Source organism: Cellulomonas sp. S1-8 (assembly GCF_026184235.1).
Classification (GTDB): Bacteria; Actinomycetota; Actinomycetes; order Actinomycetales; family Cellulomonadaceae; genus Cellulomonas.
On sequence record NZ_CP110806.1, the window covers coordinates 921,104 to 946,532 of the forward strand.

The following is a 25,429-nucleotide window of genomic DNA, read 5'->3' on the forward strand; positions in this document are numbered from 1 at the left end:
GAACGACGTGCTCGAAGCGCAAGCGACATCGTCTCACGCAAAAGGGATGACGCCAGTCTGAGACCATGTGACGGTGACACCAAAGAGTGGCGGGGTCCTCGCGGTGCTGCTCGTCCTGCCGCTGCTCGTCACCGGGTGCGACGGCGCTCCGACCCCCGAGCCGACGACGAGCGCGCCGGCTGCGTCGGCCACCGAGAGCCTCGACCCGGGCGCGTACGCCGTGGCCGTCGTCGAGAGCACCAACACGGCCCGCGTCGCGGACGACCTGCCCGCGCTGCAGGTCAGCGCGTGCGCGGCACAGGCTGCCGCCGACCGCGCGGCGGACCTCGTCGGTGCCGCCGACCTCGCGCACGCCCCGATGGACGGCGTCATCCGGACGTGCGGGGTCTCCCGGGCTGCGGAGAACCTGAGCCGTGCGAGCGCCCCGGCGCAGGACGTCGTCGCCGCCTGGCTCGACTCCCCGGGGCACCGCAACAACCTGCTCGACCCCGACCTGATGCAGATCGGCGTCGCGTGCGCCCCCGACGGTCCCGACCTGGTCTGCTCCCAGGTGTTCCTCGGGCGCTGAGCGGTCGCCCGTCGCCGTCCGCACACCCTGGGGTCACGGCCGAGTCACGGGCCCGCGGAAGCGTCACGCGAGCCCCGGCTGCTCTGCCACACTTCGCCCCATGTCGACTACGTCCCCCACGGAGCAGACCGACGAGACGCCCGCGCCCCCGCGCAGCGCCGTCGACCGCTTCTTCAAGATCACGGAGCGCGGCTCCAGCATCGGTACCGAGATCCGCGGCGGTCTCGTCACCTTCTTCACGATGAGCTACATCATCGTCCTCAACCCGCTCATCATCGGCACGCTGCCGGACAGCACGGGCGAGTTCCTCGGCGGCGGCGACGCCCCGAACCTCGCGATGATCGCGGCGGCCACGGCCCTGGTCGCCGGGGTCCTGAGCATCCTCATGGGCGTCGTCGCGAACTTCCCGATCGCGCTGGCCGCCGGTCTGGGCCTCAACGCCGTCGTCGCGTACACGGTCGCGCAGCTGCCGGGCATGACGTGGGCGGACGCCATGGGCATCGTCGTGCTCGAGGGCCTGGTCATCCTCGTGCTCGTGCTGACGGGCTTCCGCACCGCCGTGTTCCGGGCGGTCCCGCGGGAGCTGAAGGTCGCCATCGGCGTCGGCATCGGCCTGTTCATCGCGCTCATCGGCTTCGTCAACGCGGGCTTCGTCCGGACGGGCGCGGGCACGCCGCTCGAGCTCGGGTCCGGCGGCTCGCTGGCCGGCTGGCCCGTGGCGGTGTTCGTCCTCGGCCTGATCGCCGCGATCGTCCTGCTGGTCCGCAAGGTGCGCGGCGGGCTGCTGATCGCCGTCGTCGGCACGACGCTCCTCGCGCTGGTCGTCGAGGCAGTCGCCAACGTCGGCCCGGCGGGTGACGACAACCCCACGGGCTGGCACCAGAACGTGCCCTCGCTGCCGTCGTCCTTCATCGACCTGCCCGACCTGTCGCTCCTCGGTCAGTTCTCGCTGCTCGGCGCGGTCGGCAAGATCGGCATCCTGGCCGTCGTCCTGCTGGTGTTCTCGATCCTGCTCGCGGACTTCTTCGACACGATGGGCACGATGGTCGCGGTCGGCCAGGAGGCCGGGCTCCTCGACGAGGACGGCAACCCCCCGCGCACGCAGCAGATCCTCGTCGTCGACTCCCTGGCCGCCGTCGCCGGTGGCATGGGGTCCGTGTCGTCCAACACCGCCTACGTGGAGTCCACGTCCGGGGTCGCCGACGGCGCCCGCACGGGCCTCGCGTCCGTCGTCACCGGCATCGCGTTCCTGCTCGCGACGTTCCTGTCGCCGCTGGTCGCGATGGTCCCGTCCGAGGCGGCGGCGCCCGTCCTCGTCGTCGTCGGCTTCCTCATGGTCACGCAGGTCGCCGACCTCGACTGGAAGTCCCCGGAGATCGCGATCCCCGCGTTCCTCACGCTCGCGCTCATGCCGTTCACGTACTCCATCACGGTCGGCATCGGCGCGGGCTTCATCGCGTTCGTCGTCGTGAAGCTCGCGCTCGGCCGGGCGCGGACGGTGCACCCGCTGATGTGGGGCGCGGCCGCCGCGTTCGTCGTCTACTTCGCGCTCGGGCCCATCCGCGACGTCCTGGGCGTCTGACCTCGACGTCTGACCCCCGCACACCCGACGGGCCGGGACCCGCGCAGCGCGCGGGTCCCGGCCCGTGGTGCACCCGTTCGTGGCCGGGTGCTGCTCGTCACCGCCAGGGGAAGGAACGAGGGGTGGCGGTGACGAACGTGGGGTGGTGTCGTCGACGTGGCCGCTCTCCATCGAGATCCACAGCGGGACGAGGCCGAGCCAATCACACTGACAGGCCTGTCAGTAACCCCTGGGGCCGGACCGGTGCCGGCCAGGTGACGACGGTGACGCGTCGTCCGGTCCGCTAGCCGGCCCAGCGCCGGGCGCCGAGCAGGACCACGAGCGCCGTCAGCCCGGCACCGACGAAGACGGGCACGCTGATGTGCACGAACAGCAGCAGCACCGCCCCGATCGACGCGCCGAGGAACATCATCGCGATCGCACCTGTCCGGCGGTTCAGCCACCGCGGCCCGGCCTTGCCGTGCCACGACTCCCCGGCCAGAGACGTCATGGTCGAGGTGATGACCACGGTCGTCATGTCCTTGACGGCCAGATGGCGGGCGATGAGCGCCTGGGACCCCATGTGCAGCGCGATCGTCGCAGCCAGCGCGACGCCGACCGCACTGCCCCCGGCGCCCGGCTCGAGGACCAGGATCGTCCCTGCGGCGAGCAGGACGAGCACACCGACGCCGAGCAGCACCGTCACGCGCCGGTTCCAGCCGTTCGGCGACCGTCCCAGCACGGCACCGGCGACCGCCGCCCCGGCCAGGAAGCCGGTCGTCGCCAGGAGGGGACCCGCGACGGGCAGGGTGCTCGCGCCGGCGAGACCCATGGCCAGGATCACCACGTTGCCGGTCATGTTGCCGGTGAAGACCTGGTCCAGCCCCAGGTAGCCGACCACGTCCACGACCCCGGTGACGAACGTCAGCAGCATCATCAGCCACAGCCGCAACCGCTCGGGGACGACGACCACAGGGACGTGGTCGACGTCGAAGGCCCGGACATGGCTCGGTCGCGGGGTGGTCACAGGAAGTCCGCCTTCCGGATCGTCGCGTGCACGCCCTTGACGACGTCGACGACCTGGCTGATCCGGAAGTCGGTGGCGGCGCTCAGGTAGGCGTAGGCCAGCCGGGGGTCCATGTCGAACCGCGCCTGGATCAGGGCGATCGCGGCGCGGACGGCACGGCGCACGGCCTCGTCGAGGTCCTCGTCCATCCCGGTCGGGACGAGGAGCTCGGTGGTCTCCGCGAGGGGGCCCGTCAGCTCGCCGAAGGCGCGGAGCGACTCCTCGCGGGCGATGACGTCGAGCCTGACGGTCGCGCGGAGGCTCGCCTCCATGGCGGTGAGGCTCACCTCCCCGTCGCCCTGGGCGAAGTGGGGGTCGCCGACGTAGGCGAGCGCGCCGTCCACCTGGACCGGGAGGTAGAGGGTGCTCCCGGCGGTGAGCAGCCGGATGTCGATGTTGCCGCCGTGCGGGCCGGGCGGCACCGAGTGCGGTCGCTGGTCACCGGGCACGGCGACCCCCATGACGCCCAAGAAGGGCGCCAGCTCGAACCGCACGCTGAGGTCCTGGCCGGGGTGGCGGGGGAGGAGCCCGTACCGGCCGTCCTCGCTCACCTGCGCGAAGGCGCTGAACAGCTCGGCGCCCTCGAGCGGGTACGTGCCGGCGAGCGCTCCGCGGCCGTGCCGGTTGGAGATGACGCCGTAGGGCACCCGGGGCAGCGTCTCCTCGACCGTGATGGCCAGGACGTCACCGCGTCGGGCGCCCTCCACGGCGATCGGTCGTGTCACGACGTGCGGACCGTCGACCCCGATCTCGCGCGGGTACGCGCTGCGCGCCAGCGCCACGGCGTCGGAGAGCACGTCCGTCACGCCGTGAGCACCGAAGAACGCCTCCGGGTCGCGGCCCTGGTCCTCGAGGATGCCCTCGTGGCTGATCGTGTCCAGCGTGACCCGGTCCCCGGCAGCCACGGTCAGCACCGGCTCGTCGGCCTCGCAGGGCAGACGCCCCCACAGGCTCGTCTCCGGTCCGGCAGGCAGGTACGTGTCAGCGGTGATCAGCCCCTGGTGCGGTTGCAGGAAGGGGGACGTCCGAGCGGCGGTCATGTCCCCTCGAGGCTTCGGCGCGCGTCGCGCAGCGACCTCCCCCACCGCTCGACGTAGCGGTCGATCGCACCGTCGTCGACGTACGTCGCGTCGGAGAGGTACAGGCCCGGAGCCGGGGTGACCGCACCGAGCTCGACCAGGACCGGCTTGAGGAGCAGGTCGGGGGCCAGGGCGTGGGCCGCACCCGCACCGAGCATGAGGGGCACCGCAACGGTGCTCCGCAGCCCCTCACCGCCCGGGATCTGGTCGAGGAACAGCTTGAGCAGCCCCGAGTAGGTCGCCTTGAAGGTCGGCGAGGCCACGATGACGAGCGAGCTGGCGCGCACCGCACCGACCGCCCCGGCGACCGCGGGGTCGCCCCAGCCGAGCAGCCCGGGCCCGAGGTCGGGCAGCTCCAGCACGAGGTCGGCGTCCGCCCCGAGCAGGGCCCGGTGGAGCCGCGTGGCGGCATCGAGGGTGCGTGAGTCCCGCTTGGGGTTGCCCACGACGATCGCGGTGGTCATGACAGGTCCTTCCCTGAGGTCCGACGGGTGGCGGAGCGGATCAGACGACCGCCCGCGACAGGGGTGCGGCGGGTTCCGGCTCGGCGAGCACCGAGTGCCGCACGAGCCACCAGGCGGTGCAGCCGGTCGCCAGGACGAGGCACGCCGACGCCAGGAACATCAGACCGGCGCCGCGGACCTCGAGCAGGACACCCAGGACCACCGGGAGGACGAGACCGCCCAGGCTCGGCCACGCGCTCATCGCCGCGACCCGGACGCTCGGGCCGGACGGCATGTCGGTCACGGTCGCCATGGCGAGCAGGTTGGTGGTGGCGATGCACAGGGAGACGGAGACACCCTGGAGCGCTGCGCTCAGGACGACCACGGGCACGTGCTGGGGTGCCACCACCAGCAGCGCGAGACCGGCGGCACCGCAGACTCCGACGCCCAGCACCGCCGCGGTCAGCCCGATCCGTCGGACGATCCTGCCGAGCAGCGGGCTCAGCACGATCGAGGTGGCGTCCCGGGAGACGAGGAACGCGGCGACCAGTCCGGCGCTGCCCCGGATGTCGCCCCCGATCGCCAGCGCGAAGAACGAGTTACCGACGACGAACAGCGCCATCGAGCACAGGGCGACCAGGGAGGAGCCGAGCACGGCACGCTCGCGACTCACCAACCGCCAGCCGAAGCCGAACGCCTCGCCCGGAGTGGGTCCCACCTGCGTCAGGCTGCGCCCGAGCGGCGCCTTCACGACGGGAAGCATGAGCGCGAGGCACACGGCCGCCGCGACCATCCCGACCGCCCACGCCCCCTGCGCGATCAGTGCGGCGGCGGCGGCGGCCGCCAGCGCTGCGGCTCCGCGTTGGGCCAGGCTGTTGAGCCCCTGGATCTCGACGGGCCGTCCGCTGGTGGTGACCTCCGCGAGCAGCGCGGCCATCATGGCGACGCGCACCAGGCCGTACACCAGGATCGGCAGGAGCCAGAACCACAGGCTGCTCCGGTCGTGGACGGCGGCCATCCCCACCGCCGCGGTCACGCCGACGCCTGCCGCGACGCGGATCACCCGCCGTCGGCCCCGGCGGTCGCCGTAGGCCGACGCCGGCAACGCGGTCACCAGGCCGATCCCGTTGACCACCGCGACCATCACCCCGATCACCGCCGGGCTCGCGGCACCGGCTGCCTCGAGCGACAGCGGCAGGAGCGTCTGCATCAGCGTGTCGGCGCCGACGAAGAGGAAGACCAGGAGCAGGGCGCGACCGGACCCCGGGTCCAGACGCCGCCTCACTGCGCGATGTCGAAGTCGAGCAGCGGCACCACCTCGTCACCGAACCGATCCAGCCCCTCGCCGAAGTCGTCGAAGCTGAAGAGCAGCCCGTCGATGCCGCCCACCGCCGCCAGCGCGTTCACCTTGCGGGCCACCGTCGCGGGGGACCCGGCGAAGAGCGAGGCCGAGCCCGGGTCCACCGCCTGGTAGGTCGCGATCGACGCCTCCGCGGCCGCCGAGCTGGTACCGGACGAGTCGACGGCGTAGTGGCCCTTCTGGTTCGCCAGGGCCACGGAGTCGGCACCCGCGTTGATGTGCTCGATGCGCTTGAGGGCGAGCTCGTCGGTGTCGTCGAGGATGACGGACCGCTGCGTGAGGATGCGGACGTCCCGCCCGTTCTCGCCGGCGGCGGCGTGGATCTGCGCCTGCGCGGCACGGATGCCCTCGGTGTCCTTGGCCATCGTGAAGTTGTAGTCCGCGAACTGGGCGGCGAACCGGCGCCCACGCTCGGATGCTCCCGCGGCGGCGATCGGCACGTGGTTCTCGGGGTGGAAGCCCACACGGCAGTCCTCGACCTGGAAGTGCTTCCCCGTGAAGTCGCAGTGCCCGGTCTCGAGCAGCTCGCGGAGGATGGTGGCGTACTCCGTGGCGTAGTCGTAGCGGTACCCGAAGTAGTCGTCGCCCGGCCACATGCCCATCTGCGCGTACTCCGCGCGGTGCCAGCCCGTCGTGATGTTGATGCCGAACCGGCCGGGCGCGACGTCGTTGATCGTGGCCGCCATCCTCGCGACCATCGCAGGGTGGATCGACAGGACACCCACGGACGCGAAGATCGTCATGCTGCTCGTGGTCGCGAGCACCGCCGCGGTCTGGGTGACCGGCTCCGAGGTGTAGTCCCAGTGCTCGGTGCTGCCCCCGTAGCCGCGGAACGAGATCATGCCCAGCCCGAGGCTGAACCCGAAGGACTCGGCACGGCTGACGATGCCCTGGTTGAGGGCGAACGTCGGCATGTACTGGGGTGCCGTCTCCGACAGGATCCAACCGTTGTTGCCCGTCGGGAGGAAGACGCCGAGGCGCATGAGGACTCTCCTTGCCGTGGTGGTGAAGGTCGTGGTGAAGGACGGACGGGACACGCGGACAGGTGTCCCGCCCGAGGGGGCGCGGTCGCACCGCGGCGACCGCGCCACCTCGGGCGTGCTGGTGGCTACTCGCTCGGCTTCAACGTCCAGTAGCGGAGCCCGAACTCGGGTGCGAACGAGGCGTTCGTGAACCCGGGCGCCATGACGACCGTCCTGCCGACGCGGGCGATCGGCAGGAGCGGCGCCGCGTCCGCGACGATCTCCTGCGCCTCCTCGTAGGAGGCGGCACGCTCGTCGGTGAACTCCGCGTACTGGTTGGTCGCGACGATCTCGTCGACCCGCGGGTCCGACCACATCGAGTAGTTGTTGACGCCTCCGGTGGCCGTGGCGTACCCGATCGGGGTCTTCGGGTCGTCGACCCAGGAGCTCCACTTGACCAGCAGGGCGTCGGGGGAGCCTTCGCCGTCGATCGCACGGGACGTGATGAGGTCCGCGAACGCGGCCGGCGTCTCGGGGCGCAGCTCCAGGGTCACGCCGATCTGCGCCAGGTTGTCCTTCAGCAGGATCGCCATGTCCTCGAGCGTCGAGTCGGAGTTGTTGAAGTGCAGCGGGACGGTCACGGCGGGGTCGCCGGCGTCCGCCATCAGCTCCTTCGCCTCGTCGATGTCGAAGGTGTACCTCGCGAACGTCTCCGCGTACCCGGGCGCAGCCGAGTTGACGTAGGACGTCGCCCGTTCGGCACGGCCGAAGAAGACGGAGTCGATGATCTGCTCGTACGGGATCGCGTACCCGATGGCCTGGCGTACCAGCGGGTCGGCCAGGGGGCCGGCCTCCGTGGCGAGCTGGAGGTACGTGAACTCCGGCGTCTTCTCGTGGACGACGTCCATCCCGGCGGTGTCCAGGTCGTTGACGTCCTTCTCGGACAGCCCGTACGACGCGAGGTTGATGGAGCCGCCCTTGAGCAGCGCCGCGACGCTGCCGCTGTTGATGATGCGTGCGGTCACCGACGGGACGCCGGGGGTCACGACGGGGTTGTCGGGCACCGCCTCGATGGTGATCTCCTCGCCCGGGGTGCGGCTCTTGACGTAGTAGGGGCCCGTCCCGGCCACGTTCTCGGCGAGCCACTGCGACGCGGTCGGGTCGGACGACGTCACGTGCTCGGCGGCCTGGACCGAGTCGACGATGCCGAAGGTCGGCATGCGGAACGTCTGCATCAGCGTCGGGGTGGCCGGGATCGGCGCGCCGTCCCTGTTCTCGAAGCTGACGGTGAGGGTGTGGTCGTCGACCTTCGTGAACTGGTCGATGCCGTAGAGGCCGCCGTTGTTCAGGTCGCCGGTGCGGTTGAGCTCGAACGGTCGCGAGAAGGAGAAGATGACGTCGTCGACCGTCAGGGGGTTCCCCGACGGGTGGAACGTCACGTCGTCCCGGAGCGTGAAGGTGGCCGAGGAGCCGTCGAGCTCCCACGACTCGGCGAGCGCAGGCGCGAGATCCAGCCCTCCCCACATCAGGGACCCGGAGGCGGTCTCCGACCACTTCGGCATGACCAGGCCCTGGTAGACGTTCGTGCTCATCTCCCAGTCCTGGGCCGAGGAGGCCTGCGCCGGGTCGAGGGTCGTGACGTCGGTGGGCCACGCGGTGATGACCGCGTCGGTCCCGGCGCCGGACGTGGGGGCCGCTGCGTCGCTCGTCCCGGCGCAGCCTGCCAGGGCGAGGGCAGCGGTCGCCGCCAGTGCCGTGCCGAGCTGCCACCGGCGTGCTCGTGCTGATGTCTCCATCTCAGTTCCTTTCGGGGGAGGGGAAGGGCGGTGCGGTGCCGGTCTCCTCGTCGAGCACGACAGGGCAGGCGACGACGTGCGTGGGGGACACGTCGACGAGAGGGGGCCGCGCCTCGCGGCAGGAGTCCCGGACGAAGGGGCAGCGGCCCGCCAACCGGCAGCCCTGCCCGACGTCGAAGGGGCTCGGGGTCTCACCGGAGAGCCGGAACCGCTCGCCCCTCGGCCCCGGCTCGAGCCGGGGCGCAGCGGCGAGCAGGGCGCGGGTGTACGGGTGCTGCGGCCGGTCGAAGATGTCCTCGGTGGTGCCCGCCTCGACGATGCCGCCGAGGTACATGACGAGCACCTTGTCGGCGATGCGACGCACGACGTCGAGGTCGTGGCTGATGAAGAGGTAGGCCATGTCGTACTCCCGTTGCAGCCGCTCGAGCAGCGCGAGCACGTGACCGCGTACCGACACGTCGAGCGAGGCCGTCGGCTCGTCCAGGAGCAGGACCTTCGGCCGCACCGCGAGTGCTCGGGCGATGCCCACGCGCTGCCGCTGCCCCCCGCTGAGCTGGGAGGGATAGCGGTCGAGGTGCTCGGCCTGCAGGCCGACCGCCTCCAGCAGCTCCAGCGACCTGGCCTCGCGCGCCCGGGCGTCGAGCGAGGTGTGCAGGCGCAAGGGCTCGGCGAGCACCGTCCGCACGGTCATCCGCGGGTTGAGCGAGGAGTTCGGGTCCTGGAAGACCATCTGGATGTCGCCGTACGCCCTGGACAGCGCCCGGAAGGTGAGGTCCCCGAGCCTGCGCCCGTCCACGGCGACGAAACCGCTGGTCGGCTCGATGAGGCGGGCGATGCAGCGCGCCGCCGTCGACTTGCCGGACCCGCTCTCCCCGACCAGGGCGACGGTCTCGCCGGCCACGATGTCGACCGAGACCGAGTCGACGGCGGTGAGGACGCGGGCGTGCCCGCCTCGCTTGACCCGGAACTCCTTGTGGAGGTCGACGACGTTCAGGACGGGACTTGTCATCGGACGACCTCGTCGAATCGGCTCGAGGCGACCAGCGCCTGGGTGTAGGCGTCCTGCGGACGGGTGAGGATGTCGTGGCAGGACCCGGTCTCACGCACCCGGCCCCGGTACATCACGACCACGTCGTCGCACGTCTCTGCGACCACCCCGAGATCGTGGGTGATGAGGCAGGCGGTCAGCCCGCGCGTGCGGGTCAGCTCGACGATCAGGTCCATGATGTCCGCCTGGATCGTCACGTCGAGGCCGGTCGTGGGCTCGTCGAGGATGAGCAGCTCCGGCTCGCAGATCAGCGCCAGGGCGAGCATCACGCGTTGCGCCATGCCGCCGGAGAACTCGTGCGGGTACTGCTTCATCCGTTGCCGGGGTTCCGGGACCTGAACGCTGCGCAGAGCGTTCTCGGCCTCGCTCCGGGCCTCCGCGCTGCTGAGGTCCCGGTGCGCCCGGCAGGCGTCCATCAGCTGCCGGCCGACGGTGAGCACGGGGTTGAGGGCCGCACGCGCGTCCTGGAAGACCATGGCGATGCGGGAGCCCCGCAGGCCCCGCAGCTGCTTCTCCCCGAGCCCGCAGAGGTCGATGCCCGCGAGCTCGATGGAGCCCTGGGTGCGCTCGAACTGCGGCGGGAGCAGGCCGAGGATCGCCAGCGCCGTCACCGACTTGCCGCTGCCGGTCTCGCCGACGATCGCGGTCAGCCGGGAGGTGCGCAGGGACAGGGAGACGTCGTCGAGGACCGGCGTGAGCTCGTCGCCGTTGCGGAAGCCGCCGGACAGGTTCCGCACCACGAGCAGCTCGTCGGGCGCCTGGTCGCTCATCGCCTCTCACCCGCGTTCTTGTCCGAGAGCCCGTCACCGATCAGGTGGAAGGAGATGCAGAGGAGCAGGATGGCCACGCCCGGGAAGAACGAGATCCACCAGTCGCCGCTCACGATGGCGTCCTGCCCGCGGGAGATCATCGAGCCCCACTCGGCGGACCCCGGTTCGATGCCCAGGCCCACGTACCCCAGCGCCGCGATGTTGCCGGTCACCCACGACGCGCTGATCGAGGCGAAGGCGAGCAGCGGGCGCATGCTGTTGGGCACGAGGTGCTTGAAGAGCACGACGACCGGCCGGTTGCCGACCATCCGGGCCGCCTCGGCGAACTGCCAGTTCTTCTTGGACAGCACGTCGGCTCGAGCGAGCCGGACGTAGTCGGGCAACGGGATGATCGCGACGACGAGGACGACGTTGAGCAGTCCCGGTCCGGCCACGGCCACGGCCAGCATCGCCAGCAGCAGGGCGGGGAAGGCCTGGACCACCTCGAGCAGTCGCAGGGTGACGGCGTCGAGAATGCCGCCGTAGAACCCGGCGAGCGCACCCCACAGGGTCCCGACCGTGAGCGCGAGGGCCACCACGGCGATGGTGATGGAGACGTCGGTGAGGCCCGCCGCCACGGTGCGCGAGAACACGTCGGCACCCACGCGGTCGGTGCCGAACCAGTGCTCCGCGCTCGGCGGTGCGTACACCGGGCCGACGCCTGTCGCATCGGGCGGGTACGGCGTCCACACCTTCGAGAGCAGCGCGCTCCCCAGCAGCACGCCGAGCAGCGCGAGGCCCGCCGGGAGCGCCCAGCGTCCCTTGGTGCGCCGTCTGCGACGGCGCGGCTCGACGGCGGGAGCGGAGCCGGCGAGGGTGAGGGCTTCCTGGACCGTCGTCATGGCCGGATCCTCGGGTCGGCCGCCACGTAGGCGAGGTCGGTCAGCTGGTAGATGACCACGTAGAGGACGGCGGCGTAGAGCACGAAGCCCTGCACCGCGGGGAAGTCGGAGGCCTGCATCGCGCCGAGCGCGTACTGCCCGACACCGGGCCAGGCGAACACGCCCTCCACGAGCACGGCACCGGAGAAGGCCCAGCCGATGGTCCCGGCGATCATGGTGAGGACCGGGAGCAGTGCGTTCTTGAGCGCGTAGACGAACCAGGTGCGGCTCCTCGAGAGCCCCAACGACCGCGCGGTCCGGACGTAGTCGGCACGCAGCGCCAGCACCATGGCGGACCGCACGCCACGGGCGATGGGGCTGAAGATGCCGTAGCCCAGCGTCAGGACGGGCAGCCAGAGCTGGCCCAGCACCGGACCCAGCAGCGCGAAGTTGCCCGTGAGGATGCAGTCGACGGCCAGGAGCCCGGTGACGGTGGGCGGACCCTCCACGCCGATGGGCAGCCGACCCGTCGGCCCGGGCGCGACACCGAGCACCACGAAGAAGATCCAGATCAGCATGAGACCGACCCAGAACTGGGGCAGGGCCAGACCCGCGACCGAGATCATGCGGACGAGCTGGTCGAACCAGGAGCCCTCGGTGACCGCGGCGATCACGCCGGCCGCGATCCCGATCACCGTGCCGGCGACCAGGGCGTACAGCGCCAGCTCGAGCGTGGCGGGCAGCCGGTCCATCAGGTCGGTGACCACGGGGCGACCCGTGAGGAAGGAGCGCCCGAGGTCGCCCTGCACCAGGTCGCCGAGGAACCGCAGGTACTGGGTGACGAGGGGGTCGCTCAGCCCCATCGCCTCCCGCACCCGTGCGCGCTCCTGGGCGTCCGCCGTCGGGGAGACGAACATGTTGGTGGGGTCGGCGATGAACACGCGGGTCAGCAGGAAGGTGATCGTGACGACGCCCAGGACGACGAGCAGCGCGCCCGACGCCCGGCGTGCCACGAGCCGCAGGACGGGCCCGAGGCGGGTGGTGCGGACCGGGCGTTGCGCACCGTCGGGTCGCTCGTGGCTGCGGCCCGGCCGCGTCAGGAGGGCGCTAGCCGACATGGGCGTTCTCCGCCCTCGTCGTCGTGGCCGACGTGACGCCGTGCGCAGCCGAGACCAGGTCGGTGGGGCGGGCCGCCGAGCGGATGAGGTCGACGGGCGACTCGACGTCGAAGAGGGCGCCGCCGACCACGTCCCCCAGGGCGATGCCCGGAACCGGACCGGTCAGGAGGGACCGTGGCACGGTGGTGATCGCGTCGAGCAGGGCGAGCTGCCGGGCGGACGTGCTCATGTAGTTGGTCAGCGACGCCAGCCACCCGGCGTGGGTGAGCGACGGCATCGCGACCGGGGTGAAGGCGTTCTCGTGGTTGTTGCTGGCCAGGGCGACGGAGACGCCGGCGTCGACCAGCTCCTGGATGCGAGTCACACCACGGGTGGGGGCGACGTCCTGCGCACGCCCGCTGAGGAAGAGGTCGGTCGTGGGCATGGCGACCACGGCGATCCCCGCGCCGCGGATGACGGCTGCCAGCTCACGCACCCGCTCGGGCGCGAGGGCGGTCAACGTGGTCATGTGCCCGACCGCGGCCCTGCCCTGCAGCCCGGCCCGCTCGATCCGGGGCGCCACCTCCTCGATGAGCAGGTCCTCCGGGCGGTCGCTCAGGTCGAGGTGCAGGTCGATCGGTGCGTCCCAGGAGCGCGCCAGGTCGATGACCTGGTCGAGGTGACGCAGCGGTTCCGGATCGGCGTACGGGCAGCCCGCGACGACGCGGCAACCGGCACTCATGGCCTGCTCCATGCGGCGCACGATCGTCGCGTCGGACGTCGTGCCGTGCTGGGCGAAGGCCGTCAGCTCCAGGACGATCTCGGGATGGCGCTCGGCGAGACCGAGGTGCATGCCGACGGCGGCGGGGTCGGAGGCGCCGGTGATCTCCACGTGGACCCGGGCGGCCACGGTGCCCCCGGCGACCATCATGCGCAGCGCGCGGTCGGCGTTGTGCTCGATGACGGCCAGGTCGAGGGACTGGCGCAGCAGGGCGGTGGACTCGATCGCCTGCTCGAGGCTCCCGGCGCTCCCGTGGGCTCGCTCCAGGCTGGTCAGCTGGAACGCCTTGTCCAGGTGCACGTGGATGTCGACGAAGCCGGGCACCAGCAGGCGGTGCCGACCGTCGACCTGAGGGTGCGGCGACAGGTACGCGCCGGCGACGGTGATCGCCTGGACGTAGCCGTCCGTCACGGTGAGGTCCCAGAGGCCGCTGCGGTCGGCGAGCCGCACCGAGGTGAGGGTGAACGACGCGGCCATCAGACGTCCGCCATGGCGGCGAGGTTCCGGAAGCCGGCGCGGTGGTGGATCAGCGGCTCGGACCCGGGACGCATGTCGACGCCCTCGACCTGCAGCAGCACGACCTCGTGGTCACCGGCGGCGACGACGGCGCTGATCGAGCACTCCAGCCATGCCGCCGCCCGTTTGACGAGCAGGCCGCCGCGCTCGGTCGGCATCGTCTCGAGGTCGGCGAAGCGGCTGCCCGCCTTCGAGGCGATCTGCCGGCACTCGTCGATCTGCTCGTCGCTGAGGATCGACAGGCCGATCCGGCCGGCACGCCGCAGGTAGGGCCAGGTCGTCGAGGACGTCTGCGCCGAGAACGAGACCATCGGAGGGTCGTAGGAGACGCCGACGGCCAGGGACGTGGCCACGATGCCCCGCGGCTCGCCGTCGACGACCGCGCACAGAGCGGCCACGGCGGTCGGGATGCTGTTGAAGACCTCGCGGACCTGCTGGGAGTGCGCCGTCGCCGGCTGCAGGAACATGTCGGCGAACTCAGCGCTCAGGTGCTCTGACCTCGACTTGTCCGGCTTGGTCACGTCCACGGCTGCCCGCCTCTCGTCCGGTGGTGCTGGCGGGTCCAGCGTGCACTCCTCGTCGCGGCGGTTGGTGTCCAGCGTGTTTCCGATTGGTCAACTTATCGCGCTGGATTGGCGCCAATCGTTGCCCACCGTGGCGACGAGTGAGCGCGTGCTTGTACCTTTGCGGGCGGCGTGGGCGTCATCTCTGGTAGAAGAGCAGCGACGCAGCCAGCGCCACGACCACACGCTCGAAAGGGCTCACACGATGCCGCCTCGCCGCTCCAGCGGAGCGCCCGTTCCCACGGGCGGCGACACGCCCGACGGCGTGTACCAGCGGATCTACGACTCGATCCTCGAGCGCCGGCTCCCGCCCGGTACGAAGCTGCCCGAGGAGAAGCTCGCCGCGATCTTCGGCGTGAGCCGCGCGCGGATCCGCAAGGTCCTGGCGCAGCTCGAGCACGACCGCATCGTCGAGGTCTTCCACAACCGCGGTGCGTTCGTGTCCCAGCCCGGTGTCGAGGAGTCGCAGCACACGCTGGAAGCCCGGCGCATCATCGAGCCGGCCATCGTCCAGACGCTCGCCGAGCTCCGTCGCCCGGCCGACGTCGCTGCGCTGCGGCAGCACATCGCCTGCGAGTACGCCGCGATCGAGCAGAACGACAAGTCGACGATCGTCCGGCTGTCCGTCGAGTTCCACAACGTCGCGGCCGAGCTGGCCGGCAACACCCTGCTGGTCAGGACGGTGCGCGAGCTCACCGTCCTGACGTCGCTGATCATCCTGCTCTACGACGCCCCCACCGCATCGGCCTGCCTGCCCGACGACCACGTGCTGCTCACCGACGCCATCGAGCAGGGCGACAGCACGGCGGCCGCCGAGATCATGCTGCGCCACCTCAAGGACGTCGAGACCTCGTTGGTCTTCGAGAAGAGCGAGACCGAGGTGGACCTGACCAGCATCTTCGGCTGATGCCGGTCAGCGGCCCTCGGGACCCGACGTCAGCCGTCCGCGTCCCTCGCGGACCTGCACCACCACCAGCAGCGCGACCACCCCGACGGCCGCGCCGAGCGTGTTGAGCACCAGGTCCTGCAGCGTCGGGTACCGCGTCGGCAGCCACCGCTGGATCGTCTCGATCAGGGCCGAGGTCGTCGCGCCCAGCAGCACCACGACCCACCACGGCCGCCGCAGCAGCAGCCCCACCAGCACCCCGAACGGCACGAACATCACGACGTTCGCGACCGCCTCGAGGCCGCCGAACGTCACCGGCGCCCCGCTGCGCACGAGCCACGCGACGACCGTCCGCACCACTCCCAGCGTGCCGTCGTCGGGCGGTGCCGGGCGCAGCGTCACCACCGCGACGGCGGCCAGGTACACGGCGAGCAGGACGCGCAGCCGCGTCCGCGTCCGGCCTGTGACCGGGGTCACCCGCAGACCGCCGGGCGCTCGCCGGTACGCTGCCCGGAGGTCGGTCTCGAAGCGGGGGAGTGGACGTGCGCATCTCGGTCATCGGTTGTGGGTACCTCGGGGCGGTGCATGCGGCCAGCATGGCGTCCCTCGGGCACGAGGTCGTCGGGATCGACGTCGATCCCGCGAAGATCGCCCGCCTGGCGGCCGGGACGGCCCCCTTCTACGAGCCGGGCCTGCCCGAGCTGCTGGCGGAGGTGTCCGGCACGGGCCGCCTGACGTTCAGCACCGACATGGCCGACGCCGCGGGTGCCCGCATCCACTTCCTGTGCGTGGGGACACCGCAGAAGCACGGCGAGTTCCGCGCGGACCTGTCCTACGTCGAGTCCGCGTTCGAGGACCTGCGCCCGCACCTGGCGCCCGGCGACGTCGTCGCCGGCAAGTCGACCGTGCCCGTCGGCACCGCCGAGGACCTCGCGGCGCGCCTGGCCGGCACCGACGCGACGCTCGTGTGGAACCCCGAGTTCCTGCGCGAGGGCTTCGCCGTCAAGGACACGCTGCACCCCGACCGGCTCGTCTACGGCCTGCCGACGGACGACGAGGGCGTGCCGACCGCGCAGGGCGAGGCCGCCCGCGCGCTCCTCGACGAGGTCTACGCGACGCCGCTGGGCGAGGGCACGCCGCTGGTGGTCACCGACTACGCGACGGCGCAGCTCGTCAAGGTCGCCGCCAACTCGTTCCTCGCGACCAAGATCTCGTTCATCAACGCGATGGCCGAGCTCTGCGAGGCGACCGGCGCCGACGTCACGCGCCTCGCCGACGCGATCGGGTACGACGCCCGCATCGGCCGCCGCTTCCTCAACGCCGGCCTCGGCTTCGGTGGCGGGTGCCTGCCCAAGGACATCCGGGCGTTCATGGCCCGCGCGGGCGAGCTGGGCGTCGACCAGGCCCTGTCGTTCCTGCGGGAGGTCGACGCGATCAACATGCGCCGCCGCGTCCGCATGGTCGACCTCGCGCGCGAGGTCAGCGCCGGCTCGATCGTCGGCAAGCGCGTCGCCGTCCTGGGCGCCGCGTTCAAGCCCGACAGCGACGACGTGCGCGACTCCCCGGCGCTGTCGGTGGCCGCGCAGATGCAGCTGCAGGGCGCGCACGTCACGGTGACCGACCCGCAGGCCGTCGAGAACGCCCGCGCCAAGTGGCCGGACCTCGCGTACGCGGCGACCGCGCTCGAGGCCGCGCAGGGCGCCGACGTCATCGTCCTCGCCACCGAGTGGGACGAGTACCGCGAGCTCGACCCCGACGCCGTCGGCGCGGTCGTCCACCACCGCGCGATCGTGGACGGTCGCAACGTGCTGGACCCCAAGGCGTGGCGCGCGGCGGGCTGGACCTACCGGGCGCTCGGCCGCCCCTGAGCCGTCGGCCGGTCCGCGGCCGTCACGCCCGTGGACGTCAGGCCCGCGGCCGTCAGGCCGTCTGCGCCCAGTGCATGGCGACGTCGTACCGGTCCCACCGCGGCGCGAGGGGGTCGTGCCCCAGTGTGGCGTTGACCAGGACGACGGTCTCCCGCAGCGTCAGCCCGACGAGGCGCGCACGCTCGAGCAGCTGACCGCGGGGGGCGGTGGTGCGCAGCCGCGGGGCGGGCAGGGGCCTCCGGTTCATGTCCAGCCCGCCGCGGGTCGCCGTCAGCACGGTGACGTCGTTGCGGGCGGCGTGGGCGAGGATCGCGGCGTGGACCACGCGGTCGTCGATGTCGAGGTGGGCGCCCTGCTCGAGGTGCGGGTCGAGCAGGATCGCGTCGACGGGCAGCTCGTCGAACGCCGCGAGCGGCTCGCGGCCCGAGCCGTAGGCCGTGAGCACGACGCGGTGCCCGCGGGACCGCAGGGTGCGCAGCGCCTGCATCACCTCGGGGAGCGCCGCCATCCACGACGACACGCCGATCCACACCCCGGGCGGACAGCGGTCGACCAGCAGCTGTGCGAGGTCCGGGCGCGCGATCCCGGTCCCGGAGAGCACGGACGACGCGTCCCAGACGACGGGTCCGGTGTCACGGTCGGGGCCGACCATGCCGGGGACGGCCGCGTGGATGGCGACGGCCGTGTCGAGGTAGCGGGGTGACCGCGTCAGCGACAGCAGCGCCTCGGCGCGCCCGGCGTGCAGGGGGTCGACGCCCAGGGCGTGGATCCGCACCTGGCTGCCGAACCGCGCGCCCGTCACGGCGTCCCACAGCGTCTGCCGCGACGCGGCCGTCGAGGACAGGTGGTTCTGCACGGGCAGGACGCCGCGGGGGAGCACCAGGCGTTCGAGGGCGCGCGCGACCACGTCGGAGGAGTCGTGCGACGCGCCCTGGGCGGCGGACACCAGCGGCATCGGACCGGCGCCGTGGCCGACGCGCGTGGTCAGCTCGGGCAGGTGGGCCCGGATGGTCCTCGCCTCTTCCGGCGTGGTCATGACGAGGTACGCGGCGGCGGCCTCGCCGATCGCGACGACGTTGCCCGAGGGGCCGGCCCACCGGTCCAGCTCGCGGCACAGGACGCGCTCGGCCACGTCGAGGCCACGGGCGCGGCCCGGCAGCGCTCGGGTGGTCGCGGTGTCGTACGCGAGGGTGATGACGGAGACCACCGCGTCCTCGGACCGCATGCGATGGCACTCGGAGCTGAGGGACACCGCGGTCGCGCGATGCGTCACCGGGTCGATGACCGACGCGATGAGGTTCTCGGCCACCAGCGCCCCGCTGGCGACCTCCCAGTCAGACCCGTGCATAGATGTCCCCTCCCCCGGGAACTGACTGTATGCGCACGTCCGGGGGGACGCGCAAGTCTCGGAGCGGGTCAAAACATGACCGTCGGTCATGATGTAAGGTAATGACCTGTGTCCACCATCTCGCCCCGTGACGATGGTCCCGCCGCCGCCGCGGACCTCGCCCTCGCCGCCGACGTGCGCGTGACCCTCGGTCGCGCGACCCGGCGACTGAAGGCCGAGCGCGGCGAGGCCGGGCTGTCCGACCCCCAGTTCAACGTGCTCGCGATCCTGCTGCGCGAGGGTCCCACCAGCCCCGGCCGGCTGGCCGAGCACGAGCGCATCGCCGCACCCGCCATGACCCGCACGGTCGGCTGCCTCGCCGACCAGGGCCTGGTCAGCAAGCAGGAGCACCCCACCGACGGCCGCCAGGTAGTCGTCAGCCTCACCCCCGCGGGGGAGGCCGAGGTCAACGAGACCCGCCGGCGTCGCGACGCCTGGCTCGCCGCCCGCCTCGCCCGCCTCACCCCCGAGGAACGCGCCACCCTGGTGCGCTCCGCCGAGATCCTCCGGAGGATCACCGCGTCGTGACTGCCACGTTCTCGTCCCTGTCGTTCCGCAACTACCGCCTCTGGTTCGCCGGCGCGCTCGTCGCCAACGTCGGCACCTGGATGCAGCGCGTGGCGCAGGACTGGCTCGTCCTGACCGAGCTGACCGACGAGTCGGGCGTGGCCGTCGGCATCACGACCGCGCTGCAGTTCGCGCCCTTCCTCTTCCTGTCCGCGTGGGCCGGGCTGCTCGCCGACCGGTTCGACCGCCGCAAGCTGCTCGTCGCGACGCAGGTGGGTCAGGGCGTGCTCGCGGCCGGCCTCGGCGCCCTCGTGCTGTCCGGCCACGCCCAGCTGTGGCAGGTCTACGTCTTCGCCACCCTGCTCGGCGTCGTGTCCGCCATCGACGCGCCCGTGCGCCAGACCTTCGTCGCCGAGCTCGTCCCCGCCGCCCGGCTGTCCAACGCCGTGGGGCTCAACAGCGCGTCGTTCAACGCCGCGCGGCTGCTCGGCCCCGGCATCGCGGGTCTGCTCATCGCGGCCGTCGGCAGCGGCTGGGTGTTCCTCATCAACGCGGCCACGTTCGCCGCGACCATCGGCTCGCTCGTCCTCATGCGCCGCGCCGAGCTCTACCCGATGCCGCACGCCTCACGCGCCAAGGGGCAGATCCGCGAGGGCATCGCCTACGTGCGCGGACGCTCCGACATCCTCGTCATCATGGTGGTGGTCGGCGTCGTGTCGACGTTCGGCCTCAACTTCCAGCTCACCAGCGCGCTGATGGCGCGCACCGAGTTCGACCGCGGGGCCCAGGAGTACGGCATCCTCGGCTCGGTCCTGGCCATCGGCTCGCTCACGGGCGCGCTGCTCGCCGCGCGCCGCGAACGCCCGCGCGTGCGGCTCGTCATCGGGTCCGCCTTCGCCTTCGGCATCGCGACGGGCGTCATGGCGCTCATGCCGACGTACGTGTCGTTCGCGATCGCGTGCATCCCCGTCGGGCTCGCGTCGCTGACGATGATGACGGCCGCGAACACGAGCATCCAGATGTCCACCGACCCCACGATGCGCGGCCGCGTGATGTCCCTCTACATGGTGGTCTTCCTGGGCGCCACGCCCGTCGGGTCGCCCATCGTCGGGTGGATCGGCGAGACGTTCGGCGCCCGGTGGGCCATCGGCGTCGGCTCGATCTCGGCGATCCTCGTGTCGCTCGGCGCGGCCTGGTGGGCCCGCAACCACTGGGACGTGCGCGTCCGCTACCACGTCATGACGCGCCCCCACGTCGAGGTGCTGCACCCCGCGGACCGCGTCCCCACCCCGATCCCCGCTCCCGACGACGCCGTCCTGGTGACCGCCGCGGGGGAGCGGCGCGCGGGCACGGCCCCGGGCACGGTCGCCGCGCAGGACGCCGCCGACGCGCAGCACGCCGCCTGACCTGCTGCGCCGACCGGGCGGACGTCCGGGTGAAACGCCGGGCACCGGCGATGTCCGGTACGCCCCTTGTGCCACGATCCATGCGTGGAGGCGACGGGGGAGACGGTCGGTGCGGACGAGGTCGCCCCGGGCGACCGCCCGGACGAGGGCACCAGGCCGCGCACCGGCAGGGTCGTGGCGCGTGTCGTCGCCGTCCTCGCCGTGCTGCTCGTGCTGGCCGCCGCGTGGCTCGCGTTCCGCGCCTGGCAGGCGGTCTCCGCGCTGCAGGACGCCCGGGCCCTGCTGACCGGCGTCGAGCTCGACGCGTCGTCCGTCGCGACGGCGTCGGAGGACCTCACCCGGCTCGCGGAGTCGACGTCCGCCGCCGCGTCCGCGGCCTCCGACCCCGTGTGGCGGGCCGCCGAGGTCCTGCCCTGGGCCGGCGACCAGCTCGAGGCCGTCCGCGTCGTCGCGACGTCCCTCGACGCCGTGGTCGCCGACGCCCTGCCCGCCGTCACCGACCTGCGCGCCCTGCTCGACGGGGGTCTGCGCGGCGCCGACGGACGGTTCGACATCGCCGCGCTGCGCACCGTGACCGACCGCGTCGAGACCGCCGCCGTGACCGCCGCCGACGCGCACGCGGACGTCTCCGCGCTCGACCCCGACGCGCTCGCCGGTCCGCTCGCCGACCCGGTGCGCCAGGTGCAGGTCGCGCTCGCGCGCGTCGACGCGTCGCTCGGCCCCGCGGGCCGCGTCGTGGGCGTGCTGCCCGCGATGCTCGGGGGTGACGGCCCGCGCACGTACCTGGTGCTCGCGCTGAACACCGGGGAGCTGCGGGCCGCGGGCGGCATCGTCGGCACCGTGGTCGCCGTGCACGTGGACGACGGCGCCGTGACCATCGTCGACCGCCGCACCACGGTCGACCTGCCCGCGCTCGCCGAGCCCGTCCTCCCCCTGACCGACGAGGAGCTCGGCACCTGGGGCGACAGTCTGGGACGGTTCGTCCAGAACGCCGTCCTGACGCCCGACTTCCCGCGCTCGGCCGAGCTGGTCGCCGCGCGCTGGGCCCGCGACGTCGGCGGCACCGTCGACGGCGTCGTCGCGACCGACCCGGTCGCCGTCGCCGGCCTCGTCCAGGCCACGGGCCCCCTGCCGGACCCCGACGGCGGCACGCTCGACGGCGCCGGTCTGGTCGACGCGCTGCTGCGCGACTCCTACGTGCGGTACCCCGACGCCGCCGGGTCGGACGCGTACTTCGGCGCGGTCGCGGCGACGGTCGTCGAGGCCGTCGGAGCCGGGACGGGCAGCCCGCAGGCCCTGCTCGTCGCGGGGCGCCAGGCCGTCGACGAGCGCCGCGTGCGCGTGTGGTCCGCGTACCCCGCCGAGCAGGAGCGGCTCGCCGCGACCGTCGCGGGCGGTGCGTTCACGTCCGCGACCTTCGCCGACCAGCCCGGCCTGTTCCTCGACGACGCGACGCAGGGCAAGCTCGGCGCGTACCTCGCGACCGGCGTGACGTTCCGCGACGCCCGCTGCACGGACCCGGACCCGAGCGTGACGGCCGTGCTGAGCCTCGACTTCCGCCCGCCCGCCGGCGTCGAGACGTGGTCGCGACTCGTCACCGGCTTCCCCGGTCGCGACGTCCCGCTCGGCACGCTGCTCACCGGCGTCTCGGCGTGGTCCGCGCAGGACGGTGCACCCCTCGTCGTCACACGCGACGGCGCGCCCGCCACGGGCAGCGTGTCGAGCGTCGCCGGCCGGACCGTGCAGCGCGTCGGATCGGTGCTGACCGCGGGGCAGGCGCAGGAGTTCGCCGTCGTCCTGCCGCTGCAGGACGGGGCCGTGACGCTGTGGACGACCCCCACCCTGACGTCCCCCGGCGTCGCGGAGTTCCGCTGCGACTGAGCCCGTCGCGAGCGAGGCGGACGACCGTCCAGTCCGGGTGAAAAGCGTCCGGTCTGTCCGGTTCACCCGATTGCCCGTAGGTTCCCACGCCGCGCGGGGCGAAGATGATACCGAAATGTCCAACTCGACGTGGGAGCCAGCTATGCGCGCGTTCATCAGGGTCTGCGCAGCCGCAGGCCTCGTCCTGGCGGCCGGTGGCCTCGCCCCGGCCGCCGCCACCGCAGCCACCCCCGCCCCGTCCCCGTCCGTCGAGCAGGACGACTGCACGCGGGGCACGGACGGCTACGGCACCGAGCTGCCCTGCGAGGTCGAGCTCACCGTCCTGACGCCCATCTGCGACAACGACGTGCCCCGGCTGCAGTACGCCGTCACGCCCGTCGGCAGCGACGAGACCACCGTGACCATCACGTTCGTCAACCCGACCGGCGACGACCTCGTCTACGCCGACCAGCCGCTGACCGGCTCCGTCCTGTGGCCGGGTGCGGTCGTCGACGGCTCCGGCAAGGGCGTCGACTGGCCGGGCTGGCGCCTGGAGGGCGGCACGTGGGTCCAGGGCGACGAGTACGACTGGGTGCGCCCGTCGGTCGAGGTCGCCTTCGAGGTGAACCCGACCGCGTCCGCCGTCGTCGCGTACCCGCCGTCGAGCCCCGTGTGCCTCACGGCGCCCGAGCGCAGCGACGTCCTCGTCGCCGGCCCCGCGGCCGCCAAGCCGGCCGCGACGGCCGAGGTGCTGTCCGCGACCGGGTCGACGGCCGGCCCGCTCGCGCTGGTCGCCGGGGGGCTCGTGCTCGCCGGTGGGGCCGGTGTGCTCGTCGCCCGCCGACGTCGCTCCTGACGTACGACGTCTGACGCACGACGTCTGACGCACAGCGCCTGACGCACGACGCAGGGCCCGGCACCGTCACGGTGCCGGGCCCTGCGTGCTGCGCGGGCGGCCGCCCGCCCGGCGTCAGCCCAGCCGGTCGACGACGTGGTCGATGCACGCCGTCAGGGCCAGGACGTCCTCGGGGTCGACCGCGGGGTACATGCCCACCCGGACCTGGTTGCGGCCCAGCTTGCGGTACGGCTCGATGTCGACGACGCCGTGGCGGCGCAGCACCGCCGTGACCGTGGCGGCCTCGATCTCCGGCGCCAGGTCCACCGTGCCGACCACGGGGGAGCGCAGCTCCGGGTCCGTCACGAACGGCGTGGCCCAGTCGCGGCTCTCCGCCCAGGAGTACAGGTGGCCCGCCGACTCCGCGGTGCGCTGCGCGGCCCAGTCCATGCCGCCCTGCTCCAGGATCCAGTCGAGCTGCTCGGCCAGCAGGACGAGCGTCGCGAGCGCCGGGGTGTTCAGGGTCTGGTCGGCGCGCGAGTTCGTCACCGCGGTGGTGAAGGACAGGAACTCCGGGACCCACCGGCCCGTCCCCTCGATGCGCGCCGCGCGCTCGACGGCCGCGGGTGACGCCAGCGCCAGCCACAGCCCACCGTCCGACGCGAAGGACTTCTGCGGCGCGAAGTAGTAGACGTCCGTCTGCCCGACGTCGACCGCGGCGCCGCCCGCCGCCGACGTGCCGTCCACCAGCACGAGCGCGCCCGACTCGCGGGAGCCCGCCACCCGCCGCACCGGCGCGATCACGCCCGTCGACGTCTCGTTGTGCGGCCACGCGTACACGTCCACGCCCGGCATCGGCGCCGGCACGGCCACCTGGCCCGCCGACGCGGTCACGACGTGCGACGCGGCCAGGAACGGCGCCCGCGTCGTCGCCGCGGCGAACTTGGCCCCGAACTCCCCGAACCGCGCGTGCGCAGCCCGGTCCTGCACGAGGCACAGCGTCGCGACGTCCCAGAAGGCCGTCGAACCGCCGTTGCCCAGCACGACCTCGTAGCCGTCGGGCGCGTCGAACAGCGCGGCGACACCCGCGCGGACCCGGCCGACGAGGCTGCGGACCGGCGCCTGACGGTGCGACGTGCCCAGCAGCGTCGACCCCACCGCGGCCAGCGCGTCGACCTGCGCCGCGCGGACCTTGGACGGCCCGGACCCGAAGCGCCCGTCGCGGGGCAGCAGGGCGGGGGGGATCGACAGGCGGGCGATGGCGTCGGCGTCGGGCACGAGTGGAGGATAACGACGCACGCGGGTGACGGGCGAGGATGCGCCGGTGCACCCTGCGCGCGGCCCCCCGGGCGCGCACGTCGGCCGACTACCCTGGACGCAGCACGCGGTACGGGTTCCCGGCCGCAGGACGCGACGTGGGAGGCCGAGCGGTGAGCGACCTGATCGACACGACGGAGATGTATCTCAAGACGATCTACGAGCTCACCGAGGAAGGCATCACCCCCCTGCGCGCGCGCATCGCCGAGCGGCTCGGCCACTCGGGCCCCACGGTCTCCCAGACGGTGGCTCGCATGGAGCGCGACGGCCTCGTCGTCGTCACGGGCGACCGGCACCTCGAGCTGACGGGCGACGGCCTGGCCAAGGCGGTGCGCGTCATGCGCAAGCACCGCCTCGCCGAGCGTCTGCTCACCGACGTCATCGGGCTGGACTGGCCGCACGTCCACGAGGAGGCGTGCCGCTGGGAGCACGTCATGAGCGAGCGCGTCGAGCGGCGGCTGGCCGCGCTGCTCGACCACCCGCACTTCGACCCCTACGGCAACCCGATCCCGGGTCTCGACGAGATCGGGGAGGAGCGCACCGACGTGCGCTTCCTCGACGGCGTGGTCGCGCTGACGGCCCCGGGTGCGGCGGCCGACGGCACGGCCGTGGTCGCGCGCATCGGCGAGCCCCTGCAGGTCGACGTCGAGCTGCTGGTGCGGCTCGCGGACGCGGGCGTGCTGCCCGGCGTGCACGTGACGGTCGAGCGCACGCCCGGCGTCGTGACGGTGGGGGTGCCCGGGTCGGGCACGGTGCTGGACCTGCCCGCCGATGTCGCTCGTCACATCTTCGTCGGCGTCTGACGGCCGGCAGCGCCGGCACGGGTGATCCGGTTCGCGCCCCTCGCCCCTGCTGGGCCCGTTTCGTCCCCGCGTGGCGACGGCGTGTCGCCC

The 25,429-nt window shown here is 72.8% G+C and carries 24 protein-coding genes; 9 read left to right on the forward strand and 15 right to left on the reverse strand.

Annotation, left to right across the window (positions count from 1 at the left end):
- Positions 1 to 73: 73 nt before the first annotated feature.
- Together OKX07_RS04210 and OKX07_RS04215 are read left to right on the forward strand one after the other, a co-directional pair.
- Entirely contained in the window at positions 74 to 568 is a 495-nt protein-coding gene (locus OKX07_RS04210) for a CAP domain-containing protein (protein WP_265630606.1), read from the forward strand.
- 100 nt (positions 569 to 668) lie between these two features.
- The gene (locus tag OKX07_RS04215; protein WP_265630607.1) at positions 669 to 2,150 is read left to right on the forward strand and encodes an NCS2 family permease; all 1,482 of its coding nucleotides are present in this window, start codon (positions 669 to 671) and stop codon (positions 2,148 to 2,150) included.
- 283 nt (positions 2,151 to 2,433) lie between these two features.
- Here OKX07_RS04215 and OKX07_RS04220 read toward each other — a convergent pair whose 3' ends face one another.
- From OKX07_RS04220 to OKX07_RS04275, 12 genes are all read right to left on the reverse strand, one after another.
- A complete protein-coding gene (locus OKX07_RS04220) occupies positions 2,434 to 3,156 on the reverse strand; it encodes a YoaK family protein (protein ID WP_265630608.1) in 723 nt (240 codons plus the stop codon).
- Positions 3,153 to 4,235, reverse strand: a complete 1,083-nt coding sequence (locus OKX07_RS04225; RefSeq protein WP_265630609.1) for an acetamidase/formamidase family protein — start codon at positions 4,233 to 4,235, stop codon at positions 3,153 to 3,155. Before OKX07_RS04225 ends, OKX07_RS04220 begins: the two co-directional genes overlap by 4 nt.
- A complete protein-coding gene (locus OKX07_RS04230) occupies positions 4,232 to 4,738 on the reverse strand; it encodes an NADPH-dependent FMN reductase (RefSeq protein ID WP_265630610.1) in 507 nt (168 codons plus the stop codon). Before OKX07_RS04230 ends, OKX07_RS04225 begins: the two co-directional genes overlap by 4 nt.
- 40 nt (positions 4,739 to 4,778) lie before the next feature.
- Positions 4,779 to 6,002 carry an MFS transporter gene (locus OKX07_RS04235; protein ID WP_265630611.1) on the reverse strand — a complete coding sequence of 408 codons (1,224 nt, stop codon included), beginning with the start codon at positions 6,000 to 6,002 and terminating at the stop codon, positions 4,779 to 4,781.
- Complete coding sequence (locus tag OKX07_RS04240) at positions 5,999 to 7,114, reverse strand: LLM class flavin-dependent oxidoreductase (RefSeq protein WP_265630612.1); 1,116 nt, start codon at positions 7,112 to 7,114, stop codon at positions 5,999 to 6,001. The genes OKX07_RS04235 and OKX07_RS04240 overlap by 4 nt, the downstream gene beginning before the upstream one ends.
- A 71-nt stretch (positions 7,115 to 7,185) precedes the next feature.
- Positions 7,186 to 8,835 carry an ABC transporter substrate-binding protein gene (locus OKX07_RS04245; RefSeq protein ID WP_265630613.1) on the reverse strand — a complete coding sequence of 550 codons (1,650 nt, stop codon included), beginning with the start codon at positions 8,833 to 8,835 and terminating at the stop codon, positions 7,186 to 7,188.
- A 1-nt stretch (position 8,836) separates the two neighbouring features.
- Positions 8,837 to 9,844, reverse strand: a complete 1,008-nt coding sequence (locus OKX07_RS04250; RefSeq protein WP_265630614.1) for an ABC transporter ATP-binding protein — start codon at positions 9,842 to 9,844, stop codon at positions 8,837 to 8,839.
- Complete coding sequence (locus OKX07_RS04255) at positions 9,841 to 10,653, reverse strand: ABC transporter ATP-binding protein (RefSeq protein WP_265630615.1); 813 nt, start codon at positions 10,651 to 10,653, stop codon at positions 9,841 to 9,843. Before OKX07_RS04255 ends, OKX07_RS04250 begins: the two co-directional genes overlap by 4 nt.
- Complete coding sequence (locus OKX07_RS04260; RefSeq protein WP_265630616.1) at positions 10,650 to 11,534, reverse strand: ABC transporter permease; 885 nt, start codon at positions 11,532 to 11,534, stop codon at positions 10,650 to 10,652. Before OKX07_RS04260 ends, OKX07_RS04255 begins: the two co-directional genes overlap by 4 nt.
- Positions 11,531 to 12,631, reverse strand: coding sequence for an ABC transporter permease (locus OKX07_RS04265; RefSeq protein ID WP_265630617.1), 1,101 nt, complete (start codon positions 12,629 to 12,631; stop codon positions 11,531 to 11,533). Before OKX07_RS04265 ends, OKX07_RS04260 begins: the two co-directional genes overlap by 4 nt.
- Positions 12,621 to 13,868 (reverse strand): amidohydrolase family protein, encoded by a 1,248-nt coding sequence (locus OKX07_RS04270; RefSeq protein WP_265630618.1) that lies wholly within the window; start codon positions 13,866 to 13,868, stop codon positions 12,621 to 12,623. The genes OKX07_RS04265 and OKX07_RS04270 overlap by 11 nt, the downstream gene beginning before the upstream one ends.
- Positions 13,868 to 14,428, reverse strand: a complete 561-nt coding sequence (locus OKX07_RS04275; protein WP_265630619.1) for a flavin reductase family protein — start codon at positions 14,426 to 14,428, stop codon at positions 13,868 to 13,870. The genes OKX07_RS04270 and OKX07_RS04275 overlap by 1 nt, the downstream gene beginning before the upstream one ends.
- Positions 14,429 to 14,675: 247 nt before the next feature.
- Here OKX07_RS04275 and OKX07_RS04280 point away from each other — a divergent pair, with 247 nt between their 5' ends.
- Positions 14,676 to 15,377: a GntR family transcriptional regulator gene (locus OKX07_RS04280; protein ID WP_265630620.1), complete on the forward strand. Its 702-nt coding sequence runs from the start codon at positions 14,676 to 14,678 to the stop codon at positions 15,375 to 15,377.
- A 6-nt stretch (positions 15,378 to 15,383) separates the two neighbouring features.
- On the opposite strand, the gene OKX07_RS04285 is transcribed toward OKX07_RS04280, so the two are convergent.
- Positions 15,384 to 15,833: a VanZ family protein gene (locus OKX07_RS04285; protein ID WP_265630621.1), complete on the reverse strand. Its 450-nt coding sequence runs from the start codon at positions 15,831 to 15,833 to the stop codon at positions 15,384 to 15,386.
- Between the two features lie 65 nt (positions 15,834 to 15,898).
- Here OKX07_RS04285 and OKX07_RS04290 point away from each other — a divergent pair, with 65 nt between their 5' ends.
- The gene (locus tag OKX07_RS04290; protein WP_265630622.1) at positions 15,899 to 17,224 is read left to right on the forward strand and encodes a UDP-glucose dehydrogenase family protein; all 1,326 of its coding nucleotides are present in this window, start codon (positions 15,899 to 15,901) and stop codon (positions 17,222 to 17,224) included.
- 52 nt (positions 17,225 to 17,276) lie between these two features.
- Here OKX07_RS04290 and OKX07_RS04295 read toward each other — a convergent pair whose 3' ends face one another.
- Positions 17,277 to 18,572, reverse strand: a complete 1,296-nt coding sequence (locus OKX07_RS04295; protein WP_265630623.1) for a hypothetical protein — start codon at positions 18,570 to 18,572, stop codon at positions 17,277 to 17,279.
- A 108-nt stretch (positions 18,573 to 18,680) separates the two neighbouring features.
- Between OKX07_RS04295 and OKX07_RS04300 the strand changes: the two genes are divergently transcribed.
- From OKX07_RS04300 to OKX07_RS04315, 4 genes are all read left to right on the forward strand, one after another.
- The gene (locus tag OKX07_RS04300; protein ID WP_416220821.1) at positions 18,681 to 19,139 is read left to right on the forward strand and encodes a MarR family winged helix-turn-helix transcriptional regulator; all 459 of its coding nucleotides are present in this window, start codon (positions 18,681 to 18,683) and stop codon (positions 19,137 to 19,139) included.
- The gene (locus tag OKX07_RS04305) at positions 19,136 to 20,524 is read left to right on the forward strand and encodes an MFS transporter (protein WP_265630624.1); all 1,389 of its coding nucleotides are present in this window, start codon (positions 19,136 to 19,138) and stop codon (positions 20,522 to 20,524) included. Before OKX07_RS04300 ends, OKX07_RS04305 begins: the two co-directional genes overlap by 4 nt.
- Positions 20,525 to 20,608: 84 nt before the next feature.
- Positions 20,609 to 22,405, forward strand: a complete 1,797-nt coding sequence (locus OKX07_RS04310; RefSeq protein ID WP_265630625.1) for a DUF4012 domain-containing protein — start codon at positions 20,609 to 20,611, stop codon at positions 22,403 to 22,405.
- Between the two features lie 142 nt (positions 22,406 to 22,547).
- The gene (locus OKX07_RS04315; RefSeq protein ID WP_265630626.1) at positions 22,548 to 23,240 is read left to right on the forward strand and encodes an LPXTG cell wall anchor domain-containing protein; all 693 of its coding nucleotides are present in this window, start codon (positions 22,548 to 22,550) and stop codon (positions 23,238 to 23,240) included.
- A gap of 114 nt (positions 23,241 to 23,354) precedes the next feature.
- Here OKX07_RS04315 and serC read toward each other — a convergent pair whose 3' ends face one another.
- Positions 23,355 to 24,497 carry a phosphoserine transaminase gene (serC, locus tag OKX07_RS04320; protein ID WP_265630627.1) on the reverse strand — a complete coding sequence of 381 codons (1,143 nt, stop codon included), beginning with the start codon at positions 24,495 to 24,497 and terminating at the stop codon, positions 23,355 to 23,357.
- 152 nt (positions 24,498 to 24,649) lie between these two features.
- On the opposite strand from serC, the gene OKX07_RS04325 reads away from it, so the two are divergent.
- Positions 24,650 to 25,339 (forward strand): metal-dependent transcriptional regulator, encoded by a 690-nt coding sequence (locus OKX07_RS04325; RefSeq protein WP_265630628.1) that lies wholly within the window; start codon positions 24,650 to 24,652, stop codon positions 25,337 to 25,339.
- Positions 25,340 to 25,429: the final 90 nt, after the last annotated feature.